The 21961-nt window shown below is 62.8% G+C and carries 23 protein-coding genes; 14 read left to right on the top strand and 9 right to left on the bottom strand.

Going from position 1 to position 21961, the window contains the following annotated elements; translation table 11 throughout:
* The first annotated feature begins 719 nt into the window (after positions 1-719).
* From ACNAOU_RS01585 to ACNAOU_RS01570, 4 genes are read left to right on the top strand one after another with little or no spacing between them, the layout of a single operon-like run.
* Positions 720-1511: a DeoR/GlpR family DNA-binding transcription regulator gene (locus tag ACNAOU_RS01585; protein WP_018778931.1), complete on the top strand. Its 792-nt coding sequence runs from the start codon at positions 720-722 to the stop codon at positions 1509-1511.
* On the top strand, positions 1508-2500 hold the full coding sequence (locus ACNAOU_RS01580) for a 1-phosphofructokinase family hexose kinase (protein ID WP_110505955.1): 993 nt from the start codon (positions 1508-1510) through the stop codon (positions 2498-2500). Before ACNAOU_RS01585 ends, ACNAOU_RS01580 begins: the two co-directional genes overlap by 4 nt.
* Entirely contained in the window at positions 2497-4527 is a 2031-nt protein-coding gene (locus ACNAOU_RS01575) for a PTS fructose transporter subunit IIABC (RefSeq protein WP_018778933.1), read from the top strand. Before ACNAOU_RS01580 ends, ACNAOU_RS01575 begins: the two co-directional genes overlap by 4 nt.
* A 39-nt stretch (positions 4528-4566) precedes the next feature.
* Entirely contained in the window at positions 4567-4845 is a 279-nt protein-coding gene (locus ACNAOU_RS01570) for an HPr family phosphocarrier protein (RefSeq protein ID WP_018778934.1), read from the top strand.
* A gap of 140 nt (positions 4846-4985) precedes the next feature.
* On the opposite strand, the gene ACNAOU_RS01565 is transcribed toward ACNAOU_RS01570, so the two are convergent.
* The 4 genes from ACNAOU_RS01565 to ACNAOU_RS01550 form a co-directional block, all read right to left on the bottom strand.
* On the bottom strand, positions 4986-5573 hold the full coding sequence (locus ACNAOU_RS01565; protein ID WP_354628313.1) for a TetR/AcrR family transcriptional regulator: 588 nt from the start codon (positions 5571-5573) through the stop codon (positions 4986-4988).
* Positions 5574-5577: 4 nt separating this feature from the next.
* A complete protein-coding gene (locus ACNAOU_RS01560; protein WP_354628312.1) occupies positions 5578-6135 on the bottom strand; it encodes a hypothetical protein in 558 nt (185 codons plus the stop codon).
* Positions 6136-6221: 86 nt separating this feature from the next.
* Positions 6222-7181 carry a DNA topoisomerase IB gene (locus tag ACNAOU_RS01555; RefSeq protein ID WP_210078219.1) on the bottom strand — a complete coding sequence of 320 codons (960 nt, stop codon included), beginning with the start codon at positions 7179-7181 and terminating at the stop codon, positions 6222-6224.
* Between the two features lie 41 nt (positions 7182-7222).
* Positions 7223-7702: a Dps family protein gene (locus ACNAOU_RS01550; protein ID WP_014920468.1), complete on the bottom strand. Its 480-nt coding sequence runs from the start codon at positions 7700-7702 to the stop codon at positions 7223-7225.
* A gap of 308 nt (positions 7703-8010) precedes the next feature.
* Here ACNAOU_RS01550 and ACNAOU_RS01545 point away from each other — a divergent pair, with 308 nt between their 5' ends.
* Positions 8011-8181 carry a hypothetical protein gene (locus tag ACNAOU_RS01545; RefSeq protein ID WP_018778938.1) on the top strand — a complete coding sequence of 57 codons (171 nt, stop codon included), beginning with the start codon at positions 8011-8013 and terminating at the stop codon, positions 8179-8181.
* Between the two features lie 82 nt (positions 8182-8263).
* On the opposite strand, the gene ACNAOU_RS01540 is transcribed toward ACNAOU_RS01545, so the two are convergent.
* Positions 8264-8485, bottom strand: a complete 222-nt coding sequence (locus tag ACNAOU_RS01540) for a hypothetical protein (RefSeq protein WP_018778939.1) — start codon at positions 8483-8485, stop codon at positions 8264-8266.
* Between the two features lie 115 nt (positions 8486-8600).
* Between ACNAOU_RS01540 and ACNAOU_RS01535 the strand changes: the two genes are divergently transcribed.
* Positions 8601-9113, top strand: a complete 513-nt coding sequence (locus ACNAOU_RS01535; RefSeq protein WP_018778940.1) for a DUF6328 family protein — start codon at positions 8601-8603, stop codon at positions 9111-9113.
* Positions 9114-9182: 69 nt separating this feature from the next.
* Positions 9183-9449 carry a DUF7218 family protein gene (locus tag ACNAOU_RS01530; RefSeq protein WP_039239321.1) on the top strand — a complete coding sequence of 89 codons (267 nt, stop codon included), beginning with the start codon at positions 9183-9185 and terminating at the stop codon, positions 9447-9449.
* A 43-nt stretch (positions 9450-9492) separates the two neighbouring features.
* On the opposite strand, the gene ACNAOU_RS01525 is transcribed toward ACNAOU_RS01530, so the two are convergent.
* Positions 9493-10179, bottom strand: a complete 687-nt coding sequence (locus ACNAOU_RS01525; protein WP_018778942.1) for a FadR/GntR family transcriptional regulator — start codon at positions 10177-10179, stop codon at positions 9493-9495.
* Between the two features lie 280 nt (positions 10180-10459).
* On the opposite strand from ACNAOU_RS01525, the gene ACNAOU_RS01520 reads away from it, so the two are divergent.
* The 4 genes from ACNAOU_RS01520 to ACNAOU_RS01505 are packed head-to-tail and all read left to right on the top strand — an operon-like array spanning position 10460 to position 14807.
* Positions 10460-11641, top strand: a complete 1182-nt coding sequence (locus ACNAOU_RS01520; protein ID WP_052247094.1) for an aminotransferase class V-fold PLP-dependent enzyme — start codon at positions 10460-10462, stop codon at positions 11639-11641.
* A 59-nt stretch (positions 11642-11700) separates the two neighbouring features.
* Entirely contained in the window at positions 11701-12996 is a 1296-nt protein-coding gene (locus ACNAOU_RS01515; RefSeq protein ID WP_026267322.1) for an ABC transporter substrate-binding protein, read from the top strand.
* 6 nt (positions 12997-13002) lie between these two features.
* On the top strand, positions 13003-13974 hold the full coding sequence (locus ACNAOU_RS01510; RefSeq protein WP_110505953.1) for a carbohydrate ABC transporter permease: 972 nt from the start codon (positions 13003-13005) through the stop codon (positions 13972-13974).
* Complete coding sequence (locus tag ACNAOU_RS01505; RefSeq protein WP_039239318.1) at positions 13971-14807, top strand: carbohydrate ABC transporter permease; 837 nt, start codon at positions 13971-13973, stop codon at positions 14805-14807. Before ACNAOU_RS01510 ends, ACNAOU_RS01505 begins: the two co-directional genes overlap by 4 nt.
* Positions 14808-14895: 88 nt before the next feature.
* Here ACNAOU_RS01505 and ACNAOU_RS01500 read toward each other — a convergent pair whose 3' ends face one another.
* Entirely contained in the window at positions 14896-15762 is an 867-nt protein-coding gene (locus ACNAOU_RS01500; RefSeq protein WP_026267323.1) for a Ku protein, read from the bottom strand.
* A gap of 38 nt (positions 15763-15800) precedes the next feature.
* On the opposite strand from ACNAOU_RS01500, the gene ACNAOU_RS01495 reads away from it, so the two are divergent.
* On the top strand, positions 15801-18371 hold the full coding sequence (locus tag ACNAOU_RS01495) for an ATP-dependent DNA ligase (protein WP_422757860.1): 2571 nt from the start codon (positions 15801-15803) through the stop codon (positions 18369-18371).
* Positions 18372-18439: 68 nt separating this feature from the next.
* On the opposite strand, the gene ACNAOU_RS01490 is transcribed toward ACNAOU_RS01495, so the two are convergent.
* Complete coding sequence (locus tag ACNAOU_RS01490) at positions 18440-18700, bottom strand: hypothetical protein (protein WP_039239316.1); 261 nt, start codon at positions 18698-18700, stop codon at positions 18440-18442.
* Between the two features lie 34 nt (positions 18701-18734).
* On the bottom strand, positions 18735-18935 hold the full coding sequence (locus ACNAOU_RS01485) for a hypothetical protein (protein WP_039239315.1): 201 nt from the start codon (positions 18933-18935) through the stop codon (positions 18735-18737).
* A 237-nt stretch (positions 18936-19172) separates the two neighbouring features.
* On the opposite strand from ACNAOU_RS01485, the gene ACNAOU_RS01480 reads away from it, so the two are divergent.
* Together ACNAOU_RS01480 and ACNAOU_RS01475 are read left to right on the top strand one after the other, a co-directional pair.
* Positions 19173-19976: a putative protein N(5)-glutamine methyltransferase gene (locus tag ACNAOU_RS01480; protein ID WP_422757859.1), complete on the top strand. Its 804-nt coding sequence runs from the start codon at positions 19173-19175 to the stop codon at positions 19974-19976.
* 278 nt (positions 19977-20254) lie between these two features.
* A complete protein-coding gene (locus ACNAOU_RS01475) occupies positions 20255-21889 on the top strand; it encodes an MFS transporter (protein WP_018778952.1) in 1635 nt (544 codons plus the stop codon).
* The last annotated feature ends 72 nt before the right edge of the window (positions 21890-21961 follow it).

The following is a 21961-nucleotide window of genomic DNA, read 5'->3' as shown; positions in this document are numbered from 1 at the left end:
CCATGAGGAGCAGCACCAATTCTGAAGCTACAGGAAGGGACAGCATGCACGCAGAATCACAGAAAAGAGAGTCTTCCACTGCCACCCGGGGCCTTGGCCAGCATAACCAGCATGGTCAACCCGGCAAGCACAAGCTGCCGGATCCACCTGACCCGGACAACCTGCCCATCGACTACATGGGGTCCGGATGGGATTCCAGCCGGTACCCTTCCAGCACGCCGCAAAGCCTCCGCCCGACGCATTCGTCCCGGAGAAGGAGCGCTTGATGATGAGCGGTTTCCCCACGGATCCCTCACACCCCGATCCAACCCGGGAACCCGGGCCTACGCCTGAGCCCGTACCGTTGCCGGAACCGGGCCCGCCGCCCGTCCCGGAACCCACCCCGGGACCGGCAGTCCCACCGCCCCCGGGACCAGGGAACCCCCCTTCGCTTTAGGGCTGTTCCGCACCCAACAAGACCGGATCCCGGCATATCCCCCAGTCAGGATCCGATAGAAGGGCATGTCGCGCTACAGGGAGCGCGACATGCCCTTTCGTCGTCTCCGGAGCCCTCCCGGTGCGCGCCCGGACCACCTCGCACACAGCAGTGATCTTTGTTTATGTTGGTTTCTATTGACTTACCAACATAAACAAAGATAGAGTCAAGCAATTCCACATCGTTGTGATAGCAGTCACGGAAGTGGCCGCAACGAACTTGGCTTTACCGCAATGGAGGGTAAGTGTTCGCAGAAGAACGCCAGCAACTGATCTCCGCACTCGTCGCAGAGCGCGGACGCGTGAGCGTCACGGACCTCGCAGACCGTTTCAGCATCACCACCGAAACCATCCGCCGCGACCTCGCGGCCCTTGAAGTTTCCGGAAATCTCCGCCGCGTCCACGGCGGCGCAGTCCCCTCCGACCGCCTGAGCACCCGCGAGGAAAGCATCCTGGAGCGGGCAGTGCAGCGCCAGGCCGAAAAACTCCGTATCGCGAACGCCGCTCTTGCACTGATCCCGGAACCCACCACCGGCAGCATCCTGCTCGACGCCGGTTCCACCACTGAAACCCTGGCGGACCTGCTGGCCCAGCGGACTCCGTCCACCAATGGGAACGACGAGCTCGTGGTCATCACCCACGCAATTCCGATTGCCGGCAAGCTCTCCTCCACGCAGGGCGTCGCACTCCAGATCCTCGGCGGCCGTGTCCGCGGACTCACGCAGGCCGCCGTCGGGCAGTCCACCGTGGAGGCCGCTTACAGGCTTCGTCCGGACATCGCCTTCGTGGGCGCCAACGGGATCCACGCCGTCTTCGGGCTCAGCACGCCGGATCCCGAGGAAGCCGCGGTGAAAGCTGCTTTCGTCCAGTCTGCCCGCCGCGTTGTAGCCCTGGCCGACTCGTCCAAGCTGGATGCCGAAACACTGGTCCAGTTCGCCACCCTGAAGGATGTTGACACCTTGATTACTGACCAGCAGCCCTCGGCTGAACTTGCGGCGGCTTTGGCCGACGCCGGCGTCGACGTGGTGATCGCATGATCGTCACGCTCACCGCCAACCCCAGCCTGGACCGCACGGTGGAACTCCCGGGCGCCCTGGCCCGCGGCGAAGTTCAGCGCGCGGTGGCCGTCCACCAGGAATCCGGCGGAAAGGGCGTCAACGTTTCCCGTGCGCTCGTGGCCTCCGGCCTCGAAACGTTGGCAGTCCTTCCCGGCGCGGATTCAGACCCCGTCCTGTCCGGACTGCACGACGGCGGCGTGCCCTTTGCGGCGCTGCCCATCGGTCAGGCGCTGCGCAGCAACGTCACGCTCACCGAACCGGATGGGGTCACCACCAAGATCAACGAACCCGGCCCGGAGCTGAGTGGCGAACAGCAGGAAGCCCTGATCGGGCTGCTGCTGGAGCGCTCCCGTGGCGCCAGCTGGGTGGTTCTCGCAGGCTCGCTCCCACCAGGGGTGCCCGCGGATTTCTACGCCACAATCGCGCGTCGGCTCCGGTCGAACGCTGATGGAACGGCCGCCCCCGGCATCGCCATCGACTCCTCCGGAGCTCCGCTTGCGGCGGCCCTGGTGGGCGATGCCGCAGGAAAGCCCGACCTCCTCAAGCCGAATGCGGAAGAGCTTGCCGAGCTCGCCGCCGCAGCCGGTTTCACCAACGTCTACACAGCTGACGAACTGGAAGCGGACCCGGCCAAAGCCGCCCAAGCCGCTGCCGCCGTCGTCGCCAGCGGTGTAGGCGCCGTTCTCGCAACACTCGGGTCCAAGGGCGCAGTCCTGGTGACCGCAGACGGAGCGTGGTTCGCCACGCATCCGCCGATCAAGGCAGTCAGCACAGTGGGCGCAGGGGATTCTTCCCTTGCCGGCTACCTGCTGGCCGCAACCCAGGGCGGTTCCGCGCAGGACTGCCTCCGTCAAGCCGTGGCACATGGTGCCGCAGCTGCTTCGCTGCCGGGCTCCACTGTCCCGGCAGTCCACCAGACAACCCCCGACGCCGTAACCATCACGGCCCTCCAGAAGGAATCACAGTGACCCAGCTGATCACCCCACAATTGGTCACCCTCGACCAAAACCTGGGCGACTCCCCCGCCGACGTCATCCGCGTCCTGGCAGGCAAAGTTGCCGCCTCCGGCCGAGCTTCCGAGGTTGAGGGACTCTTCGCCGACGCCTTCGCCCGCGAGCAGAAGACGGCGACCGGCGTCCCCGGCGGCATCGCCATCCCGCACTGCCGCTCGGCCGCCGTCACGGAGCCTGCCCTCGCCATGGCCCGCCTCTCCCACAAGGTGGACTTCGGCGCCAAGGACGGCCCTGCTGACCTCATCTTCTTTATCGCAGCCCCGGACGGCGCAGACCAGGAACACCTGAAGCTGCTCTCCAAGCTGGCGCGTTCACTGATCAAGAAGGACTTCACCGCAGCACTCAGGGCGGCAGCCACCGAGCAGGACATTGTGGACCTCGTCGACGGAGCGCTGGCAGACAAGCCAGCTGCTGCGCCCGCCGCTGCAGCTGCTCCCGCAGAAAACACGACGACGACTGCCGCACCCAAGCGCATCGTCGCAGTGACCGCCTGCCCAACCGGCATCGCACACACGTACATGGCGGCTGATTCGCTGGTTGCCGCTGCCAAGGAAATGGGCGTTGACCTGCAGGTCGAGACCCAGGGTTCCTCCGGTGCCAAGCCGCTGGATCCGGCAGTGATTGCTGCGGCCGACGCCGTGATCTTCGCCGTCGACGTCGACGTCCGCGGCAAGGAGCGCTTCGCCGGCAAGCCGGTCATCAACGCTCCGGTCAAGCGTGGCATCGACGAGCCCACCAAGATGGTCGAGGAAGCCCTGGCTGCCGCCGTCGACCCCCACGCACGCCGTGTTCCGCACTTCGGTGCCGAAGAGCAGGCTGAGCGTGCCGAGGAGGAAAAGGGCGAGCACATCGGCCAGAAGCTGAAGCGCGCACTCCTCACCGGCGTCAGCTACATGATTCCGTTCGTTGCGGGTGGCGGCCTTTTGATCGCCCTTGGCTTCCTCATGGGCGGTTACCTCATCACCAACTTCGCCGACAAGATCGTTGTTGAAAACAGCATCTTCAACCTCCCCACCGATTTCCCCGAGAACGCCTGGGGTCCGCTGGGTGCCTACATCGGCGCAGTCCTGTTCAAGATCGGCGCCCTGTCCCTCGGGTTCCTGGTTCCCGCACTGGCCGGTTACATTGCCTACGCCATCGCTGACCGCCCGGGTATCGCCCCCGGCTTTGTAGCCGGTGCTGTGTCCGGCTTCATGGGCGCCGGCTTCCTGGGAGGCATCGTTGGTGGTCTCCTGGCCGGCTACGTGGCCTACCAGATCGGCAAGCTGGACGTCCCGCGCTGGCTTCGCGGCCTGATGCCCGTGGTGATCATCCCTCTGCTCGCGTCCCTGGTGGCGTCCGGTTTGATGTTCCTGATCCTCGGCCGTCCGATCGTGGATCTGACCAACGCCCTCAATGCCGGACTTTCCAGCCTCACGGGAGCCGGAGCTGTGGTCCTCGGCATCATCCTGGGCCTCATGATGTGCTTCGACCTCGGTGGTCCCGTCAACAAGGTTGCGTACGCATTTGCCGTTGCGGGCCTCGGTGCTGCGAGTGTCAGCAACCAGGCTCCTTGGCAGATCATGGCAGCCGTCATGGCTGCAGGCATGGTTCCGCCGCTGGCCATGGCCCTCGCCACCGTCCTGGACAAGAAACTGTTCTCCTTGGCAGAGCGTGAAAATGGCAAGGCAGCCTGGCTCCTCGGGGCATCCTTCATCTCCGAAGGCGCCATCCCGTTCGCCGCAGCCGACCCCCTGCGCGTCATCCCGGCCAGCATGGTGGGCGGCGCCGTCACCGGTGCCCTGTCGATGGCCTTCGGTGTCACCTCCAAGGCTCCACACGGCGGTTTGTTCGTCTTCTTCGCCATCGACAACTTCCTCCTGTTCTTCCTCTCGATCGCCGTCGGCGTGGTCATCACTGCGCTGCTGGTCATCGCCCTCAAGCGTTGGGCCGTGAAGAAGCCGGTAGAGGCAGAAACCACCCCGGCAACCGTCAGCGTCTAGACTTCCCACAAAGCCACCCACCACCACAAAGGAGCACCAATGCCTGAACGTACAGCCACCATCGCTAGCCGCGTCGGCCTCCACGCCCGCCCGGCAGCCATCTTCGCCGAGGCTGCGGGAGACCTGGATATCGATGTCACCATCGCCCGCCCGGGAGAGCCAGCCGACGACGCCATGGACGCCGCCAGCATCCTTTCCCTGATGAGCCTGGGCGCTGCCCACGGTGACGTGGTGGTGCTGCGTGCCGAAGGTGAAGGTGCGGACGCAGCACTGGACAGCCTGGTGAAGATCCTCGAAACGGACCACGACGCCGAGTAGGGACACCCAAACCCCTCAGCGACACGCAAAGAGCCTGGTGCCACCCGGATATGGGTGGCGCCAGGCTCTTTGCATGTCCGAAGTACTTTTGCGCGTCCGGGGTGCTCTGCGTGCTCTGCGTGCTCTGCTTGCCTAAGGTGCTACGGACCCGCCAGCTCGTCGAGATGGCGCGAGAGCACCCGGAGCATCGGACCCGCCTCCGGGAGTTCACCGCTCCACAATCCGTGCATCGCGATCCCATCAAGGAGCGCACGCAAGCGCTGGGCTTCATAGCCGGGGTCGCGCGTCGGGTTGAACTGTCCCGCTTCGACCAGGAGCTGGAGGGCAGCGTGACACACGCGGTCCACTCCCTCGCTGAGCCTGATCGCGGCAGGACGTAGTGCACTATCCGTCAGCGAGAGGACACCAAGCTGGACCTGCGCCACGAGTTCCAGCCGCCGTTCCTTGTCGAGAGGAAGCAACTGCAGGAGCAAGCCATCAACCAACGCCCGGCCAGTGAGCTCAAGGGCGGCGATTCGGGCGGTGACCCGGTCCTCAATGAGTTGCAGGCAGAACTCCCGCAGGGCATGTTGCGTGGCAAACGCACGCCGTAGCGAAGCGGCTGCGATGCCCGCTTCCGCTGCCACCCCGCGCACTGAAAGGCCCGAAAGGCCATCACGTTCGAGGACACGCAGGGAAGCTTCCGCAATTGCTGAACTGCGTGCCTCTGCATCGATTCTCCGGGGCATGGAATCAGCGCGACGGCGTAGCGGCGGGCAAGTCGCGGGCGGCCTTCTTCGGCCAGATCGTGTAGCTCAAAGCCCAGAGGAAGTCGATGGCGAAGATGATGCCCAGGATGCGGAAGAAGTCCGAGAGCGCTGCGGTTCTTTCGGCGTCGTTGACGAGGAAGATAATCGCGCCAAGGGTCGCCGCTGCGATGGCAACCGCCAACCCGGTAAGGAGCACATCCCGCCAGCATTTGATGGTGTAGCGGGTTCCAGTGAGACGTTCCGGCGCAGGTCCGCCCGCGAACCGGTGCTGGAAGTGCGCATCGGCCCAAGCCACCATGCGCTTGCCGTACGCGACAGAGACACCGATGTAGACCGCGGCGAGTCCGTGGTGCCATGAGGCTGTACCGCCGCCCAGCAAATCGACGGCGACCAAGGCAAGCAGGATGGCATCAATAACCGGAGCAAGGATCAGGAGGGCTCCGCCCAGGCGGGGACGACGCAGCAGATACCGTGCTGCGAGCCCGGCAAGGATCGCCACCCAGAACGCAACTTCACACACCACGATTGCCAACAGAATCACTTACGGCCCCCAGACGCCACGTCCCATCAATCTTTATTAGTACGAGTGTACTCACAAAAACGACAGGCCTTCTCGAGAGGCACGGTTTAGCTCGGTGTTTCGCCGTTCAAGTAGGCGGCAACCGACGCTTCCGTTGGCTTGACGTCTTTAAGCTCCTCCGAGAGGTAGCCCTCGATAATCCGCGGATCCACATAGGAGGAACGCGCCACAGAGGGCGTGTTGCCCAAGAGTTCGGAGGCCTCTTTGATGGCCCTCACAATGGCTTGCCTGGGGGTTCCCTTATGCCCGGACTTGATGAGGCAGAGGGCGGCGGCCGCAGTGCCTTTCCAGGTCCGGAAATCCTTGGAGGTGTACGCCTCCCCTGAGATGCCCCTGAGGTATTCATTGATCATGGACGCATCCACCGACACCCAGGTGCCGTTGGCCTGGTAAGCAAGCAGCCGTTCCTTGCCGGGACGGTCCGCCAGCGGCTCCAAAAAGGCCGCCAAAGCGGGATCGTGGATGGAGGTATCCCAGAGCTGGCCGCTTTTGCCGGGGAACTTAAGGAAGACGTCAGGGCCCTCCACCCGCGCGTGGCGGCATCGGAGGGTGGTGAGTCCGTAGGAACCGTTCTGCTTCATGTAGACCTCGGAACCTACGCGCAGCGCGCCAAGGTCCATGAACCGTACAGCTGCTGCGAGCGTCTGCTGCCGGGGATCCGCGGCGTCCTGGAGATGGACCGTCACGTTGCGGCGGACCGTTGGCAGCACCAGGCCAAGTTTGGCTGCACGGATGAACTTCTCGGTGTCCTTACGTTCCCGCCACCCAGGGTGGTAGATGTACTGGCTCCGTCCGGCAGCATCCACTCCCGTGGCCAGGATGTGGCCATGCTCGAAGGGACTGATCCACACATCGGTCCAAGCAGGCGGGATCGCCAGCGCGTTGATGCGCTGGCGATCCTCCTTGCTGACCAGACTGCCGTCAGGGTGGCGGTAGCTGAACCCCGTACCAACCTTCCGGCGGACGATGCCGGGCTTGGAAAGGTCGCTTCTCTTCAGCCGCGGCATGGTCGGCGGGTCTCTCTGTCTTCAGCCGGTCCGGTTTATGCTCAGGCTTCGTCCGGATCGGTAACGGCAGCGCCGGCGTTCATGATCTCTGCGTTGATCATCCAGACCAGCTGCTCAAGGCGGGCGATAAACGCGTGCAGCAGGTCCGCCGTCGTGGGATCTTCCTCGTCCACCTCGTCATGGACGTCGCGCATGGTCTGGACAGCGCGTTCCACGCGGTCGGTAACCAGCTTGACGGCGTTCTTGGTGTTGACCAGGCCTGCCGGGAATTCCTCCAGGCGGGTGCCCTTGGCGATGGTCGCGCTGCGGCCGTCCGGCAGGGCATGGAGGGCACGCATGCGCTCGGCGGTGTCGTCAGCGAACTGGCGGGTGGCCAGGACGAGTTCGTCCAGCTGGAGGTGAAGATCGCGGAAGTTCGGTCCCACGATGTTCCAGTGTGCCTGCTTTCCCTGGAGCTGCAGCTCGATGAGGTCTGTCAGGACGATTTGAAGGTTGTCTGCAAGCTGCTGTGACGCTTTCATGTGTTCCTCTCATGGACTTTCATGTGAGCCAAAAACGCGCCGCAAGGTTTCTGCGGCGACTGCCCAATCATCAGGTGACGACTGCAATAAGCCTTTCATAAGGGTGCTTAGTAGTACAATGAGGAGTGTTACTGTTCACAGCTGGCGAACTTCATCACCCGATGAAACGCCGGCTGACAGGGGCAAAGGCACTTCGAGGCGGCGGAACGCCTCCAAGTACCGGCATAACTAAATCGAAGTAAAACCGGAATGCATAGTTGGGAATCGGCGATTATTCAATGATTTCCCCGGAAAGGAATGTGCTGACCATGAATACGCTTCTGATCATTGCTGGTGTAGTAGCAATTGTTCTTCTTCTTGTGGGCGGCTTCTCGCAGGCCCTGAACTGGTTGCTGTGGGTAGGCGTTGTCCTTCTCGTCATCGCGGCCATCGGGTGGCTGCTGAGCTTCATGTCGGGACGCCGGGGCCATACGGTATAACCACCACCGAGGACTTCCGACAGGTCAACGAGGGCTGTACCTGCGCCCATCATTTGCACGCAGGGACGGCCCTCAGGCGCCCTTACCCTCCCTCAGGCTCCTGCCCTGTAGCCTCTGACGGCGGCGCAGCATCCGGATCCTTGGGCGTGGGGAACTCGTCACCCGGTACTTCGGGAACTCCTTCAGCCGGCCGCTCCGGCGTTTCGCGCCCGTCGCCGCTGCCGGGCATCTCCTGTTCGGGAGTCGGCGTACCGTAGCCGCCGGGCTCGCTGTCCGGGTCCACGCGGTGCTCGTCCTGACTCATTTTCTTCCTCCTTGGAAATCCGTTGAGGCCCCGATAAGAGTTCGAGGAATGCTGACAGTCCGACCGTAGTCCGGCACATCCCCGGCGTCCACCACACAGCTGCGGAGGCATGCGAATGGCAGAACAGGAACAAGTTCCCAGAATCGGCAGGAACGAGTCCACGGAAGAACGCATGGACCGCAACTGGATGGAACTCATCCAGGAGCTGCGGGTATTGCAAACGGGCGTCCAGATCCTGGGTGGCTTCCTGTTGACACTGCCGTTCCAGTCACGATTCGGGGAACTGGACGACTGGCAGCGCGGCCTTTACCTGTTCAACGTGATGGTGGCCGCCCTCACTACAGTGCTCATCGTCATTCCGGTCAGCGTTCATCGACGGCTCTTCCGCCGCGGGCTCAAGGCCACACTCGTCTCCAGCGCCGACATTGTCACCAAATGGGCCTTGGGAGGCGTCGCACTACTGATCGTAGGGTCCGCCACGCTGGTCTTCGATTTCACAGCTGGAAGGACCGCAGGCATCGTGGCCGGCGGCTTCATTGTCCTGACGTTGCTGTTGCTGGTGGTCGGCATGCCCCTGTGGCTCTACCGCCGGGGAATGAGCAGCAACGGACACAACAAGGAGGAGTGAGTCGCCCTGGAAGCTGCCACGAACTCCGAAGTATCACATGACCACAAACTCAGGGAAAGGAACCTGAACATGCCGGAAAAGAAGAACCCAAGCATCAAAGACCCTGAACTCTACGAGGAACTGCGCGACGACGGAGCCTCCAAGGAAAAAGCAGCCCGGATCTCCAACGCAGCGGCAGCCCGGGGACGCAAGGACGTGGGCCGTAAGGGAGGCAAATCAGGGGACTATGACGATTGGACCGTCGACAAACTGAAGGCCCGCGCCAAAGAACTCGGCCTGAGTGGCTACTCGGACAAGAAGAAGTCCGAACTCATTTCGATGCTGCGGAACCACTGACCCCGGAACCACTAACTCGTCCCCCGTCCCGGCCATGGCAACGTCAGAGCCGGGGCTCCGGCCTTAGTTTCCTGAGCCAGGTCTCCGTCTGAGCGATATGTGCGGCCGTCGCTGTCGCCGCCATGGTGGGATCACGCCGGGCGATCGCAGCCACGATCGCACTATGGCCTGCAGTGCTGTCCCTGCGCACGGCCGCGCCGTCCTCGCCGTCGAAAATGTGGAAATGCCCGCCTCGGGAGCGGAAAAGCCTGACCAGCGCATTCAGCGTCGAGTTGCCGCCCGCACGGCAAATTTCCTCATGGAACTCTGAATCCAGCTCGGAGTATTCGCCGGGGTCGACCGTGGCCTCCATGCTCTCCACAAGCGCGGTCAACTTCGCCAGGACTTCAGGAGTGGCATTGGCAGCCGCCGCCGCAGCGGCATGGGATTCCATGAGACGGCGGATCTCGAAGAGTTCCAGCAGACCGTCCAACGGCAACAGGTCCACCAGCAGGGCAAAGTTCTGAAGGATCACCGTGGGCTCCAGGGACGAGACATACGTTCCAGAGCCATGCCTGGATTCCATGACGCCCAGTGCCGACATCGCCCTCACTGCCTCCCTGAGGGAACTCCGCGATACGCCCAGCTGCGCCGCCAACTCCGCTTCCGGAGGACATTTCTGACCAGCCGCGAGTTCACCCGAGGCAATTTTGTTCCTCAGGCCCTGCATCGCCGTTTCGACAGCACCCAATACGTCGCCTCCTCCAGATTCCGGTATCACGCTACCGCACCGGGGCGTCCGGGCAGCTGAGTGAGGGCATTGTCATGCCTTCTGTTCAAGACATCGTACCTTTAGACCCAAACATGGGCTGATGAGGCAGGAATCTCATCGGAAAACGACAGAGTCATCTTATGACTATTTTGGATTGTCCGTTGTCTTGGTCAAAGCTGTGATGTAACTTACAGAGCGTTGACCCATTCCTCCGACGAAGGACGCCGTGTTCCCAGCACCCCTCACAGTCCCCCGCCCGATGTTGACCCCAGAGGGCCAGCCCGCAATGGCCGACTGGAGCCTTACACCGTCCAAGGTCCACCTCAACCACGGTTCATATGGGTCCGTTCCCCGCGCTGCCCAGGCACATCAGTTGAAGCTCAAGGAGCTTATGGACCAGAACCCCTGTCCGTGGTTCATGGGCCAATTCGAGCTGGTAGCCACGGCGCGACGGGAGATTGCAGAGTTCCTCAGGGTCGATCCGCAACACGTGGCGCTGGTCCACAACGCCAGCGCGGGCGTCAGTGCCGTCTACAACTCACTGGACTTCGCTCCCGGCGCCGAAATCGTGACCACCAACCACGCCTACGGAGCGGTGCTGCAGGGCGCAGAGCGGGTCGCTCGCAGGTGCGGCGGCCAGGTCCGGATCGCAGAGATACCCCTCGAGGCGGATGCGGAGGCAGTTTGCGCCCTGGTCATGGCGGAAGTAACGCCCAGGACAGCTCTGATCGTGGTGGACCACATCACCTCCGCAACTGCCCGGGCCTTCCCCGTTGAGGGAATCGCCCGCGCGGCTTCCCGCCTGGGTGTACCTGTGCTGGTGGACGCCGCCCACGCTCCGGGAGTTCTGGAGTTCCCGGTCCCCGATTTTGAGGGCTTTTGGGTTGGTAACCTGCACAAATTCGCTTGTGCGCCACGAGGCACCGCAGCGTTGGTGGCGCGCGGACCAGAAGCACAGGCACTGGAACCGTTGATCGATTCGTGGGGGTTCCCGTACAGCTTCCCGGAGAACTTCGACCACGTGGGAACCCAGGACGTGACCTCGTGGATGGCGGCCCGGACCGCCTTCGACACCATAGAGGAGCGATACGGCTGGGCAGCTTTCCGCAGCTACGCCAAGGAGTTGTGCGACTATGGCCAATCACTGATCAGCGAGGCATTTGCCAGTGCCACAGGGCAGAACCCGGCAGTGGACGTCGGCATGCCGGTGGGACCCCTGCGCCTGATCCGCCTGCCGGAGGGGCTCGCCACTACCCACGAGGATTCCCACGCGGTCCGCGGCTACATCTCAGACCACCTGGACATCGAAACTGCCATCACCACGTTCAACGGACAAGGTTTCCTGCGGCTTTCGGCCCATTTGTACAACTCCCCCAAGGACTACGAGATATTCGCGGAAAAGGCAGTCCCGGAACTCGTCCGGCTTGCCCGTTCCCTCTAGACCCCACCCGCACCCGCTCAGCCGGTGCAAATCACTTAACCAATCAACGGAGGACCCACGTGAAATCCAGAATTATGGCGTCTGCGGCAGCAGGCCTGGCGGCAGTTCTTGCACTTGCCGGGTGTGGAGGCGGCCAGTCAGCGGCCGATGGCAAGGTCACCTTGAAGATGGTGGAAAGCCTGACGAACCCCACCCGCACGGAAACCCTGAAGAAGCTCATTTCCGGTTTCGAACAGGCCAACCCCGACATCAAGGTGGAGCTCATTTCGCCTCCCACCGATCAGGCGGACCAGAAAATCCAGCAGATGCTCCAGTCCGGCAAAGGCATCGATGTGGTGGAGGCCCGTGACATCACCGTGGGTTCCTTCGGCGCCAACAACTGGCTCTACGACATGACCAAGGACCTCGATGGCTGGGACGGCTGGAACAACCTGACAGACAACGCGGTCACGTACTCGAAGCAAAACGGCAAGACCTACTACATCCCGTACGGTTTCTACGGCCTTTCCCTTTTCTACCGTTCGGACCTGGTCAAGGAGGCCGGATTCGACGGCCCTCCGAACAGTTGGGAAGAGATGGCGAAGCAGGCCGAGGCACTCAACAAACCGGCCGAAAACAAGTTCGGTTACGCCTTCCGTGGCGGCACCAATGCCAACTCCAACGCCGTCGCCATCATCGAGGCATACGTGGCAGACGAGATCGACCGGGAAAACGCCTTCAAGCTGACGAACGGCAAGACGATCTTCTCCTCCCCCAAGGCCCAGCAAGCCATGGATCTGTACATTGACCTGTTCAAGAAGGGTTCCCCGCCGTCGTCGGTAGCCTGGGGCTACCCCGAAATGGTGCAGGGCTTCAGCAACGGCTCCACGGCTTTCCTGCTGCAGGACCCCGAAGTCATTGCCACCGTCAAAGAGTCACAGTCCATCAAGCAGGACCAATGGAACGTCGCACCCTTGCTGGTAGGACCAGGCGGCAAGGCAATCCAGCCCGTGGCTTCGGCGGGTTGGGGCATCGCTGAGTCATCCAAGTCCAAGCCCGAGGCAGTCAAGCTCATCAAGTACCTGGCACAGGGAGATGCTGCCACTACGTTCAGCAAGGACAACAGCCTGGTGCCCACACTGAAGTCCGCAGCGCAGGACACCTTCTACAGCACCGGACCATGGGCTGCCTACGTCAAGATGACTGAGAACCCTGATACGTACGTCTCGGCGATCCAGCCCCGCAGCGTCTCCTGGTGGACTGAATGGATCAAGAAGTCCGACGGTGAACTTCAACGGGTCCTCACGGGCCAGATGTCCACGTCTGACCTGCTGTCCAGTTGGGACAGTTACTGGACCGAAAAGATGAAGGGATAGCTTCCGGTGACTCTCGACGTCAAGCAGGCCGCACCGCCCCCTTCCGGGCGGAAAGCCGCGCGGTCGGAACCGGGCAGGGGCAACCCGTCCAAGCGACGGTTCAGCGGCCGGACAGCGCTGACCCTGCTGGCTTTCCTGGCTCCGGCTGCGGTCTTCGTGGGGATCTTCACGTACTACCCCATGATTGCCGGCAGCCAGATGGCGTTCCGGAACTGGAACCTGAACGACCTTTCCGATACCTCCTGGGTAGGTTTGGGGAACTTCCAGAGCCTGTTCGATGCCCCCGAGTTCGGGACGATTGTCCGCAATACGGTGGTGTGGGTTGTTGGCTCCCTGGTTCCGCAGGTGGTCATTGGCTTCGCGGTGGCACTGTTCCTGAAGCGCCGGTTCCGGATGCGCGGGGCGTACCAGGCCATGATCTTCTTCCCGTGGGCGGTGTCGGGTTTCCTCATCGGCATGCTGTTCCGGTGGATGTTCAATGCGGAGTTCGGGGTGGTCAACGACCTTCTGATGAAGGCGGGGCTCATCAGTTCGCCTATTCCGTGGCTGTCCGACCCCGGCTTCGCGATGACAGCGATCATCATTGCCAACATCTGGTACGGCGTGACGTTCTTCGCCATCATGATCCTCGCGGCGCTGCAGTCGGTGTCCGACGAAATGTATGAGGCAGCCGCTTTGGATGGTGCGGGCAAGGTACGGACGTTCTTCAGCATCACGCTGCCAAGCATTTCGACGACGCTGGCGCTGACCATCCTGTTGCGGGTGATCTGGATCTTCAACTTCCCGGACATCATCTTCGCCATGACAGGCGGCGGACCGGCCGACCAGACCCACATCATCACCACGTACATGATCAAAATTACCCAGGAGGGCGACTACGGAAAGGCGTCCGCCCTGGGGTTGATCGTGATGGTCACCCTCATGCTGTTTGCAGCCTTCTACCTCATGGCTGTCCGTTTCCGAAAGGCAGACCGATGATCAACACTCCCTCGCTCTTCGGCCGGGTTTCAAAGGTCGTCTTTTTGGGCCTATGCCTGATCGTCACCGTCTTTCCGCTGTATTGGATCGTGGTGACATCCCTCAAGGAGCCGGGGGCCATCTATTCGCTGCCCTTGGATTATTGGCCACGGCAGCTGTCGCTGGACAACTACATCGGTCTTTTCACGAAGTCCGACTTTGGCCAGTACATGCTGAACAGCCTGGTGGTAGCACTGGTGGCGTCGTCGGTGGCCACGCTCATCTCGTTGCTCTCCGCGTATGTCCTGGCGAGGTTCCAGTTCTCCGGACGAGGGGCTGTGCTTGGCGCGTTCCTCATCACGCAGATGATTCCCGGGTTCATTGCATTGGGCCCGCTGTACCTGATGATGACCGACTTCGGGCTGGTGGATTCCAAGACCGGCCTCATCCTGATCTACATCGCCATCTGCATCCCGTTCTGCACCATCATGCTCCGCGGCTTCTTCGAGAACGTCCCCGACGCTTTGGAAGAGGCCGCCATGATTGATGGCTGTTCGAGGCTGAGTGCGCTCTTCAGGGTGATCGTTCCGGTGATGCTTCCGGGCATTGCGGCGAGTTTCGTCTTCAACTTCGTCAACTGCTGGAACGAGTTGTTCCTGTCCGTCACACTCATGAACAGCGACAGCAACAAGACCATCCCGACGGCGTTGGCCGGCTTTATCTCCAGCTTCAACATTGACTGGGGTTCCATGTCCGCTGCCGCGGTTTTGACAGTGGTACCCACGCTGGTGATTTTCGCGTTCGCCAGCAAGTTCATTGTCCAGGGGCTCACTGCGGGCTCAGTCAAAGGCTGAGCCAGGCACGCAACAGGAAAGCAGCGCCGGAACCTTCCGGCGCTGCTTTCCTCTTGCGTATCAAGCAATTAAATGCCCGACGCCGGACTCACGCCTTTTTCTTCGCCCGCGCCTTTGGCTTGCCGGCAGTTTTGCTGGCGGCAGCGTCGTCGTCGGACGCTTTTTCCTTGCCGCGTTTCTTGTCGAGGCTGCGTTTCAGGGCCTCCATGAGGTCGATGACGTCGCCGCCTTCTCCTTCGCCTTCGACGTTGCCGAAGGTGGCCTCCGTGTCCAGGGCCTCACCCTTTTCGAGCTTGGCTTCGATGAGTGTCTTCAACTGGGCCTGGTAGTCGTCGGTGTATTCATCCGGGTCGAAGTCGTGGGCCATGGATTCCACCAGTGCGGAGGACATCTCCAGTTCCTTGTCGGAAATCTTGATGTCTGTTTCCAAGGACGGGAACTTGGCTTCGCGGACTTCGTCACCCCATAGGAGCGCCTGCAGCAGCAGCACGTCTCCACGCACGCGAAGGGCCCCCAATCGGGTCTTCTGGCGCAGCGCATACTGGACGATCGCGATCCTGTCCGTGTCCTCCAGCGTCTGGCGCAGCAGCATGTAGGCCTTGGGCGATTTGGAATCAGGCTCCAGGAAATAGCTGCGCTCGTACATGATCGGGTCCAGCTGCTCGGCGGGGATGAACTCCACCACCTCTATTTCGCGGCTGTTCTCCTCCGGCAGGGACTTCAACTCGGCGGCGGTGAGGACCACGGTGCGGCCCTCTTCCTCGTAGGCCTTGTCGATGTCCTCGTAAGCTACGACTTCGCTGCAAATTTCGCATTTACGCTGGTACCTGATGCGTCCGCCGTCCTTATTGTGGACTTGGTGCAGGCCAATGTCGTGATCCTCCGTGGCACTGTAGAGCTTCACTGGTACGTTGACCAGACCGAACGCGATAGATCCCTTCCATATAGCCCTCATGCACCCAGTCAACAGCACAACACAGCGGAGGAGAAGAGGTGGCAGGCAAGCAGCAGGAGCGGGTGACCGTGGAAGGCCACGAACTCACCCTCACCAACCTGGACAAAATCATTTACCCGGAAACCGGGACCACCAAGGCTGAGGTCCTTGAGTACTACGCCACTGTGGCCCCCTTCCTCATCCCCGCCGCGGCCAACCGGCCCGTCACGCGCAAACGCTGGGTCAACGGCGTGGGCACGGCCGAACATCCCGGTGAGGTGTTCTTCCAGAAGAACCTGGAGGACTCAGCGCCACGCTGGATCCCCCGGGCCGCCATCCAGCATTCGGACCACACCAACGTCTATCCGATGGTGAACAACCTGGCCACGCTCACGTGGATGGCCCAGATCGCGTCCCTGGAAATCCACGTTCCGCAGTGGCAGGTGGATGCTGCGGGCAAGCCCCTCAGGCCCGACCGCTTCGTCCTGGACCTCGATCCCGGTCCCGGCGCCGGACTGCCCGAATGCGTGGAAGTTGCCACCCTGGCCCGTTCCATCCTGCAGGACATGGGCATGGAACCTGTCCCCGTCACCAGCGGAAGCAAAGGCATCCATCTCTATACAGGGCTCGACGGCACGTTGAAATCCGAGCAAGTGTCCGCGTTCGCCCATGAGCTCGCGCGCGCCCTGGAAGCCGATCACCCTGACCTCGTGGTCAGCGATATGAAGAAGTCCCTGCGCAAGGGCAAGGTCCTGGTGGACTGGAGCCAGAACAGCGGGAACAAGACAACGATCACGCCGTACTCCTTGCGTGGCAGGGCCCAACCAACGGTGGCGGCTCCCCGGACGTGGCAGGAGCTGGCCTCTCCTTCCCTTGACCAGTTGGACTACACGGAAGTGATGGAACGGGTCAGTTCGGGCAAGGACCACTTCGCGCCAATTTCGGACCGGCACCTGCCGCCCCATGGCGAGGACGACAATGACGACGTCGGCGCGTCCGCTGTGTCGGGCGGTGGCCGCGAGCGCGTGGTAACGGTCGGGAATCGTCTCGCCAAATACGTCGGGATGCGCGATCCGGGCAAAACCCCTGAGCCGTTTCCGTCGTCGTCGGCTGCTTCTGCGGTGTCGCAGGGCCCCGCTTCCTCCGCGCAGCCCAAGCCGGGCGATCCTGCGCCGGCCGGCGGAATCTTCGTGATCCAGGAGCACCACGCCCGCCGCTACCATCTTGACCTGCGCCTGGAGCACAACGGCGTCCTGGCTTCCTGGGCGCTGCCCCGCGGTGTCCCGGAAACGTCCGAGCGGAACAATCTGGCCGTGCACACCGAGGACCACCCCATGGAGTACGCAACGTTCGCCGGGGTCATTCCGAAGGGCGAGTACGGGGCGGGAACCATGACCATTTGGGACCGCGGCGAGTTCACGTGCGAGAAGTGGCGCGATGGCAAGGAAGTCATCGCGACGCTCACGGGCGAGCCGGGTGGTGGACTAGGCGGCACCAAACGCCTGGCCCTGATCAATACGGGCGACCGCTGGCTGATCCACCTGATGAAGGAACAGCCGGGCGCCAGGCGGGCCGCCGCAACCGCGCCCGCAGCGAAGCGCCAGGCCCCGCCGGAGCCGGAGTCAGCGCCCGAGCCCAAGCAGGAGCCACAGCCCTTGCGCGACTACGCTCCGATGCTTGCCACGTCCGGGACCACCGCTGATCTTCGCGGCGACAACTGGCTGTATGAGCTCAAGTGGGACGGTATCCGGGCCATCATCACCGGTACCGAGGGCCGGATCCGCCTTATGAGCCGCAATGGGAACGACCTCACGGCTGCCTATCCAGAACTGACGGACCGCGCGTGCTGGCCCGAAGGGGACTTCGTGGCGGACGGCGAAATCGTCGCCCTCGGCAAGGGGTCCAGGCCGGATTTCGGCCGGCTGCAGCTCCGTATGAACCTGGTGAAGACGGCCGACATCGAGCGGGCCCGGGTCTCGGTGCCGGTACAGCTCATGCTCTTTGATTTGCTGTACGACGCCAGCGCGGACTTGAGCGGGCTGCCTTTCGTCGAGCGTCGCGAAAGGCTGGACGCGTTCGCCGGACGCATGCCCGGCGGCTGCCCGGTTCACGTTTCCGCCGTGTTGGATCACGACGTCGACGACCTCATGACCAGCGCCGCGGATCTGGGCCTGGAGGGCGTGATGGCCAAGAAAGCCGACAGCCGTTACGTGGTCGGCCGCCGCAGTGCTTCGTGGATCAAGCTCAAGCTGGAGCAGAGTCAGGAAGTGGTGGTGGGCGGGTGGCGGCCCGGCGCAGGCGCCCGAAGCGGAACTTTCGGGGCGTTGCTGCTGGGCATTCCCGACGGCGACACCTTGCACTACGTGGGAAGGGTGGGCACGGGGTTCAAGGACTGGCAGCTGCGGGACATCATGGAGCAGTTGGAGCCGCTGGTGGTGGACGGCTCCCCGTTCAAAGACATTCCGAGGGAGGACGCAGCCGGAGCGCACTGGGTGAAGCCGGCGCTGGTGGCCGAGGTGACTTTCGGCAACTGGACAGGCCCTGGCAGGCTTCGTCATCCGGTGTGGCGGGGCTGGCGTCCGGACAAGTCCCCCTCAGACGTCAGCCAGCCCAACCAGGGGGATCGATAACGCTGTACTGACGGGTCAATACGACGCTAGCTGTCCCCCGGTTGGGCTGGCTGTGCTGCTTGGTGCGGCTAGGAGGAGTGTGGCATCTGCGGGCGGCTGGTCCGGTGGATCGCCGTCACGGCTGCTCCCTGGCCCATGCGTCCGTGGGCCTGGTCGCGTTCCTTCGGGTGGCGGCGTTTGCCGTTTCCGTCAGGCCACTGCTTGCTTTGGTCCGCGCCCAAGGCCACGGCAATGGTTGTTGGCTCGGGCATGGGAGCCATGTCCATGGACTCCACCAAGTGGCTTGCAACCTCAGGATCGATGCTCTCAGTATTGTGATTCGCAGTCATGGTTCTTCCTTTCCAGTGCGCCTGTCCGCTGGACTTACCAGCGGACCTTTTTCTCGGTCTTGGCCTGCTTACCGCTCGCGGCCGTGGGTTTGTGCCCCTTACCGGTGCTTTGCCAGCCGGCCGGTGCGCCACCGCCGGACTTACTGGCCAGCATCGCCCTCTGGGCGTCGGTCAGCTTGGATTTGATACCGCCGGCAGCGGGGGTTTTGTTGTTATCTGTCGGGTTGGCAGTCATATGGACTCCTGGAAGTAAGTGAGTCCTGAAGAGACACGTATCCCGTGGCGTTCGGTTCGAGAAAAGGCGTCGACAACGGGAACGGCATGGAGGCAAGCCTCAACAGGCGTGGATTTTTGTCTTCTGTCAGGCAGGGCGTGCTCACAACAGAGCACGGGCCTGTCTACTCAAAAATCAGTGTTCCCATGCGTCATACCCTAACCGCGATCCTCCATATTTGTGAACCCCTCGGCTAGCATGACTCTCGTGATCCGGACTACGTCGATCGTCGCTGCCCTTCGCGATGCCGGTTGTGTTTTTGCCGAGGACGAAGCCCGTCTCCTGATCGATGCCGCCACCCATCCGGAGGAGCTCAACCGGATGGTGGACCTGCGCGTCGCCGGACTGCCACTGGAGCACATTCTCGGATGGGTGGATTTCTGCGGGACCCGGATAGCTGTTGATCCGGGGGTGTTCGTGCCCCGGCGTCGCACCGGGTTCTTGGTGCGGCAGGCGGCTCTCAGAGCCCGTCGGTCAATCGTTGGGCGCCGTGCCGTCGTCGTGGATCTCTGCTGCGGGTCCGGAGCGATAGGTGCCGCCCTCAACGACATCCTGGGGGGCTGCGAACTGCACGCCGCGGATATCGACCCTGCCGCGGTGGCCTGCGCCAGGCGCAACCTGGAGCCTCGTGGCGGCACTGCTTATCCGGGCGATCTCTTCGATCCGCTCCCCCGCCGGCTGCTGGGCCGGGTTGACGTGCTCCTGGTCAATGCTCCCTATGTCCCCACGGAGTCGATCAGCCTGATGCCTCCGGAAGCGCGGCTGCACGAGCCCGCTGTGGCGCTCGACGGCGGCGCTGACGGTTTGGATGTGCAGCGTCGGGTGGCGCTTGGGGCGCCTGGGTGGTTGGCGCCGGGCGGGTGGCTCCTGATCGAGACGTCGCGGCAGCAGTCCGTCGAAACGGCCGCCCTTCTGAGCGCCTCGGGGTTGATGGTCGACGTGGTGACGGATGAGGATCTCGATGCCACACTGGTGGTGGGGGCTGCACCCGGCCAGGGATGATTCGTCACTTTTAGGGCCGGAAATGGCCCTGTTAAGTGGGCATAGCTAAACAATTTGGTAACAACGCGCCTCGCGGGGCAAAAACTACCCGACTTCCGCGTCCTTACAGGGCAAAAGCCGGTAATGAGATGCAACACACCTAGGCAATTTGCACCCTCTCAGGGGCCAAAAATAGGATCTCAACTCGGGTTTTGGGGCTGAACCGCGTAAAATTGAAACCCTGCCCAGAGCGGGGCAGCAGAAGTCGCAAGCAAATGACCTCCCTAGGAGAAGCCCAAATGCCCACAGACCAAAGCAACACCGTCTCTCCGGATGGCGCAAGGAACGCCACCGGGAACCAGGTATTGGCAGGCCACACCCCGGCCGCCACGAACGCAGCAAACGCAATTAAGACCGCAGCAAAGAAAACGAAGCTCCGCCCGAAGCGCCGATTGAAAGAATCGGACGTCAACGTGGTGGATAAGCCGATGCTGCGCAAAGCACTCGGCGGCACCATCGTCGGCAACACCATGGAATGGTACGACGTCGGTGTCTTCGGCTACCTCATCACAACCATGGGCCCTGTCTTCCTCCCGGAAGCAGACAAGTCTGTCCAGACACTCTTTCTTCTGGGCACCTTCGCCGCAACCTTCATCGCCCGCCCCCTCGGCGGCGTCGTGTTCGGTTGGCTCGGCGACAAGGTGGGCCGCCAGAAGGTCCTCGCAGCAACACTGATGCTGATGGCGGCAAGTACGTTCGCCGTCGGCCTCCTTCCCGGCTACGCGCAGATCGGCATCTGGGCCGCCGCGTTGCTGGTGATCCTGAAGCTCATCCAGGGCTTCTCCACCGGTGGCGAGTACGCCGGTGCCACAACCTTCGTCAGCGAGTACGCCCCGGACAAGCGCCGCGGCTACTTCGCCAGCTTCCTTGATATGGGCAGCTACATCGGCTTCGCCCTCGGCGCCGCCCTGGTTTCGGTCCTGCAGCTCACGCTGGGACAGGCCGCCATGGAGGAATGGGGTTGGAGGATTCCGTTCCTGATTGCCGGTCCTCTGGGCCTCATCGCGGTGTACTTCCGTAGCAAGATCGAAGAGTCCCCCCAGTTCCAGGCAACCCTGGACGCGCAGGAGGCTTCCGCCAAGGACGCAGCTTCGCAGGACGCCGCAGTCGCCAAGGGCCCCATCGGCATCGTCAAGGCCTACTGGCGCCAGATCGTGCTGGCCATGATCCTCGCGGCCGCTGCCAACACCGTCGGCTACGCGCTGACGTCCTACATGCCCACGTACCTCACTGACTCCAAGGGCTACGACCCCGTGCACGGCACCTTGCTGACCATCCCGGTCCTGGTGATCATGGCTGTTTGTATCCCGCTGACAGGTAAGTTGTCCGACCGCATCGGACGCCGCCCGGTCCTGTGGGTTGGCGCAGGCAGCACCATCGTGTTCTCCGTCCCCGCGTTCCTGCTGATCGGTATCGGCGAGATCTGGTCCACGCTGGCCGGCCTTGCGCTGATCGCCTTCCCGGTGACGTTCTACATCGCCAACCTGGCCTCGGCACTGCCGGCCTTGTTCCCGACGTCCAGCCGTTACGGCGGAATGGGCATCGCTTACAACTTCTCGGTTGCGATCTTCGGTGGAACCACACCGTTCATCGTGCAGGGCCTGATCGAAGGCACGGGCGATGACATGATGCCGGCGTACTACCTGATGGCCACGTCCATTGTGGGCGCCATCGCCATCTACTTCCTGCGTGAATCCGCCCAGCGCCCGCTGCCGGGCTCCATGCCCAGCGTGGACACCCAGGCTGAGGCACGCGAGCTCGTCGCCACGCAGGACACCAACCCGCTCATCAACCTGGACGAGATGCCGTTCGACGGCCAGCCGATCGATGATGCCGTGTTTGGTAAAGGCAAGTCGGACCTGACCCCCGCGTAGGCCCCCTTTGCCTGCAACTTCTGCATAGCGACGCTCACTCCAAGCGTCACGGATAGTTCGCGGCAGCTGCCG

Source organism: Paenarthrobacter sp. C1 (assembly GCF_049315185.1).
Lineage (GTDB): Bacteria > Actinomycetota > Actinomycetes > Actinomycetales > Micrococcaceae > Arthrobacter > Arthrobacter nicotinovorans.
This window is presented reverse-complemented; position numbering and strand designations above follow the sequence as displayed.

What these genes read in the sequence shown, in the direction of transcription:
- ACNAOU_RS01485 (WP_039239315.1), bottom strand. Translation starts at nt 18,935, where the DNA reads ATGACTGCCAACCCGACAGATAACAACAAAACCCCCGCTGCCGGCGGT.
- ACNAOU_RS01555 (WP_210078219.1), bottom strand. Translation starts at nt 7,181, where the DNA reads ATGCCGCGGCTGAAGAGAAGCGACCTTTCCAAGCCCGGCATCGTCCGC.
- ACNAOU_RS01565 (WP_354628313.1), bottom strand. Translation starts at nt 5,573, where the DNA reads ATGCCCCGGAGAATCGATGCAGAGGCACGCAGTTCAGCAATTGCGGAA.
- ACNAOU_RS01545 (WP_018778938.1), top strand. Translation starts at nt 8,011, where the DNA reads ATGAATACGCTTCTGATCATTGCTGGTGTAGTAGCAATTGTTCTTCTT.
- ACNAOU_RS01505 (WP_039239318.1), top strand. Translation starts at nt 13,971, where the DNA reads ATGATCAACACTCCCTCGCTCTTCGGCCGGGTTTCAAAGGTCGTCTTT.
- ACNAOU_RS01480 (WP_422757859.1), top strand. Translation starts at nt 19,173, where the DNA reads ATGACTCTCGTGATCCGGACTACGTCGATCGTCGCTGCCCTTCGCGAT.
- ACNAOU_RS01550 (WP_014920468.1), bottom strand. Translation starts at nt 7,702, where the DNA reads ATGAAAGCGTCACAGCAGCTTGCAGACAACCTTCAAATCGTCCTGACA.
- ACNAOU_RS01530 (WP_039239321.1), top strand. Translation starts at nt 9,183, where the DNA reads ATGCCGGAAAAGAAGAACCCAAGCATCAAAGACCCTGAACTCTACGAG.
- ACNAOU_RS01520 (WP_052247094.1), top strand. Translation starts at nt 10,460, where the DNA reads ATGTTGACCCCAGAGGGCCAGCCCGCAATGGCCGACTGGAGCCTTACA.
- ACNAOU_RS01475 (WP_018778952.1), top strand. Translation starts at nt 20,255, where the DNA reads ATGCCCACAGACCAAAGCAACACCGTCTCTCCGGATGGCGCAAGGAAC.
- ACNAOU_RS01490 (WP_039239316.1), bottom strand. Translation starts at nt 18,700, where the DNA reads ATGACTGCGAATCACAATACTGAGAGCATCGATCCTGAGGTTGCAAGC.
- ACNAOU_RS01580 (WP_110505955.1), top strand. Translation starts at nt 1,508, where the DNA reads ATGATCGTCACGCTCACCGCCAACCCCAGCCTGGACCGCACGGTGGAA.
- ACNAOU_RS01570 (WP_018778934.1), top strand. Translation starts at nt 4,567, where the DNA reads ATGCCTGAACGTACAGCCACCATCGCTAGCCGCGTCGGCCTCCACGCC.
- ACNAOU_RS01500 (WP_026267323.1), bottom strand. Translation starts at nt 15,762, where the DNA reads ATGAGGGCTATATGGAAGGGATCTATCGCGTTCGGTCTGGTCAACGTA.
- ACNAOU_RS01540 (WP_018778939.1), bottom strand. Translation starts at nt 8,485, where the DNA reads ATGAGTCAGGACGAGCACCGCGTGGACCCGGACAGCGAGCCCGGCGGC.
- ACNAOU_RS01535 (WP_018778940.1), top strand. Translation starts at nt 8,601, where the DNA reads ATGGCAGAACAGGAACAAGTTCCCAGAATCGGCAGGAACGAGTCCACG.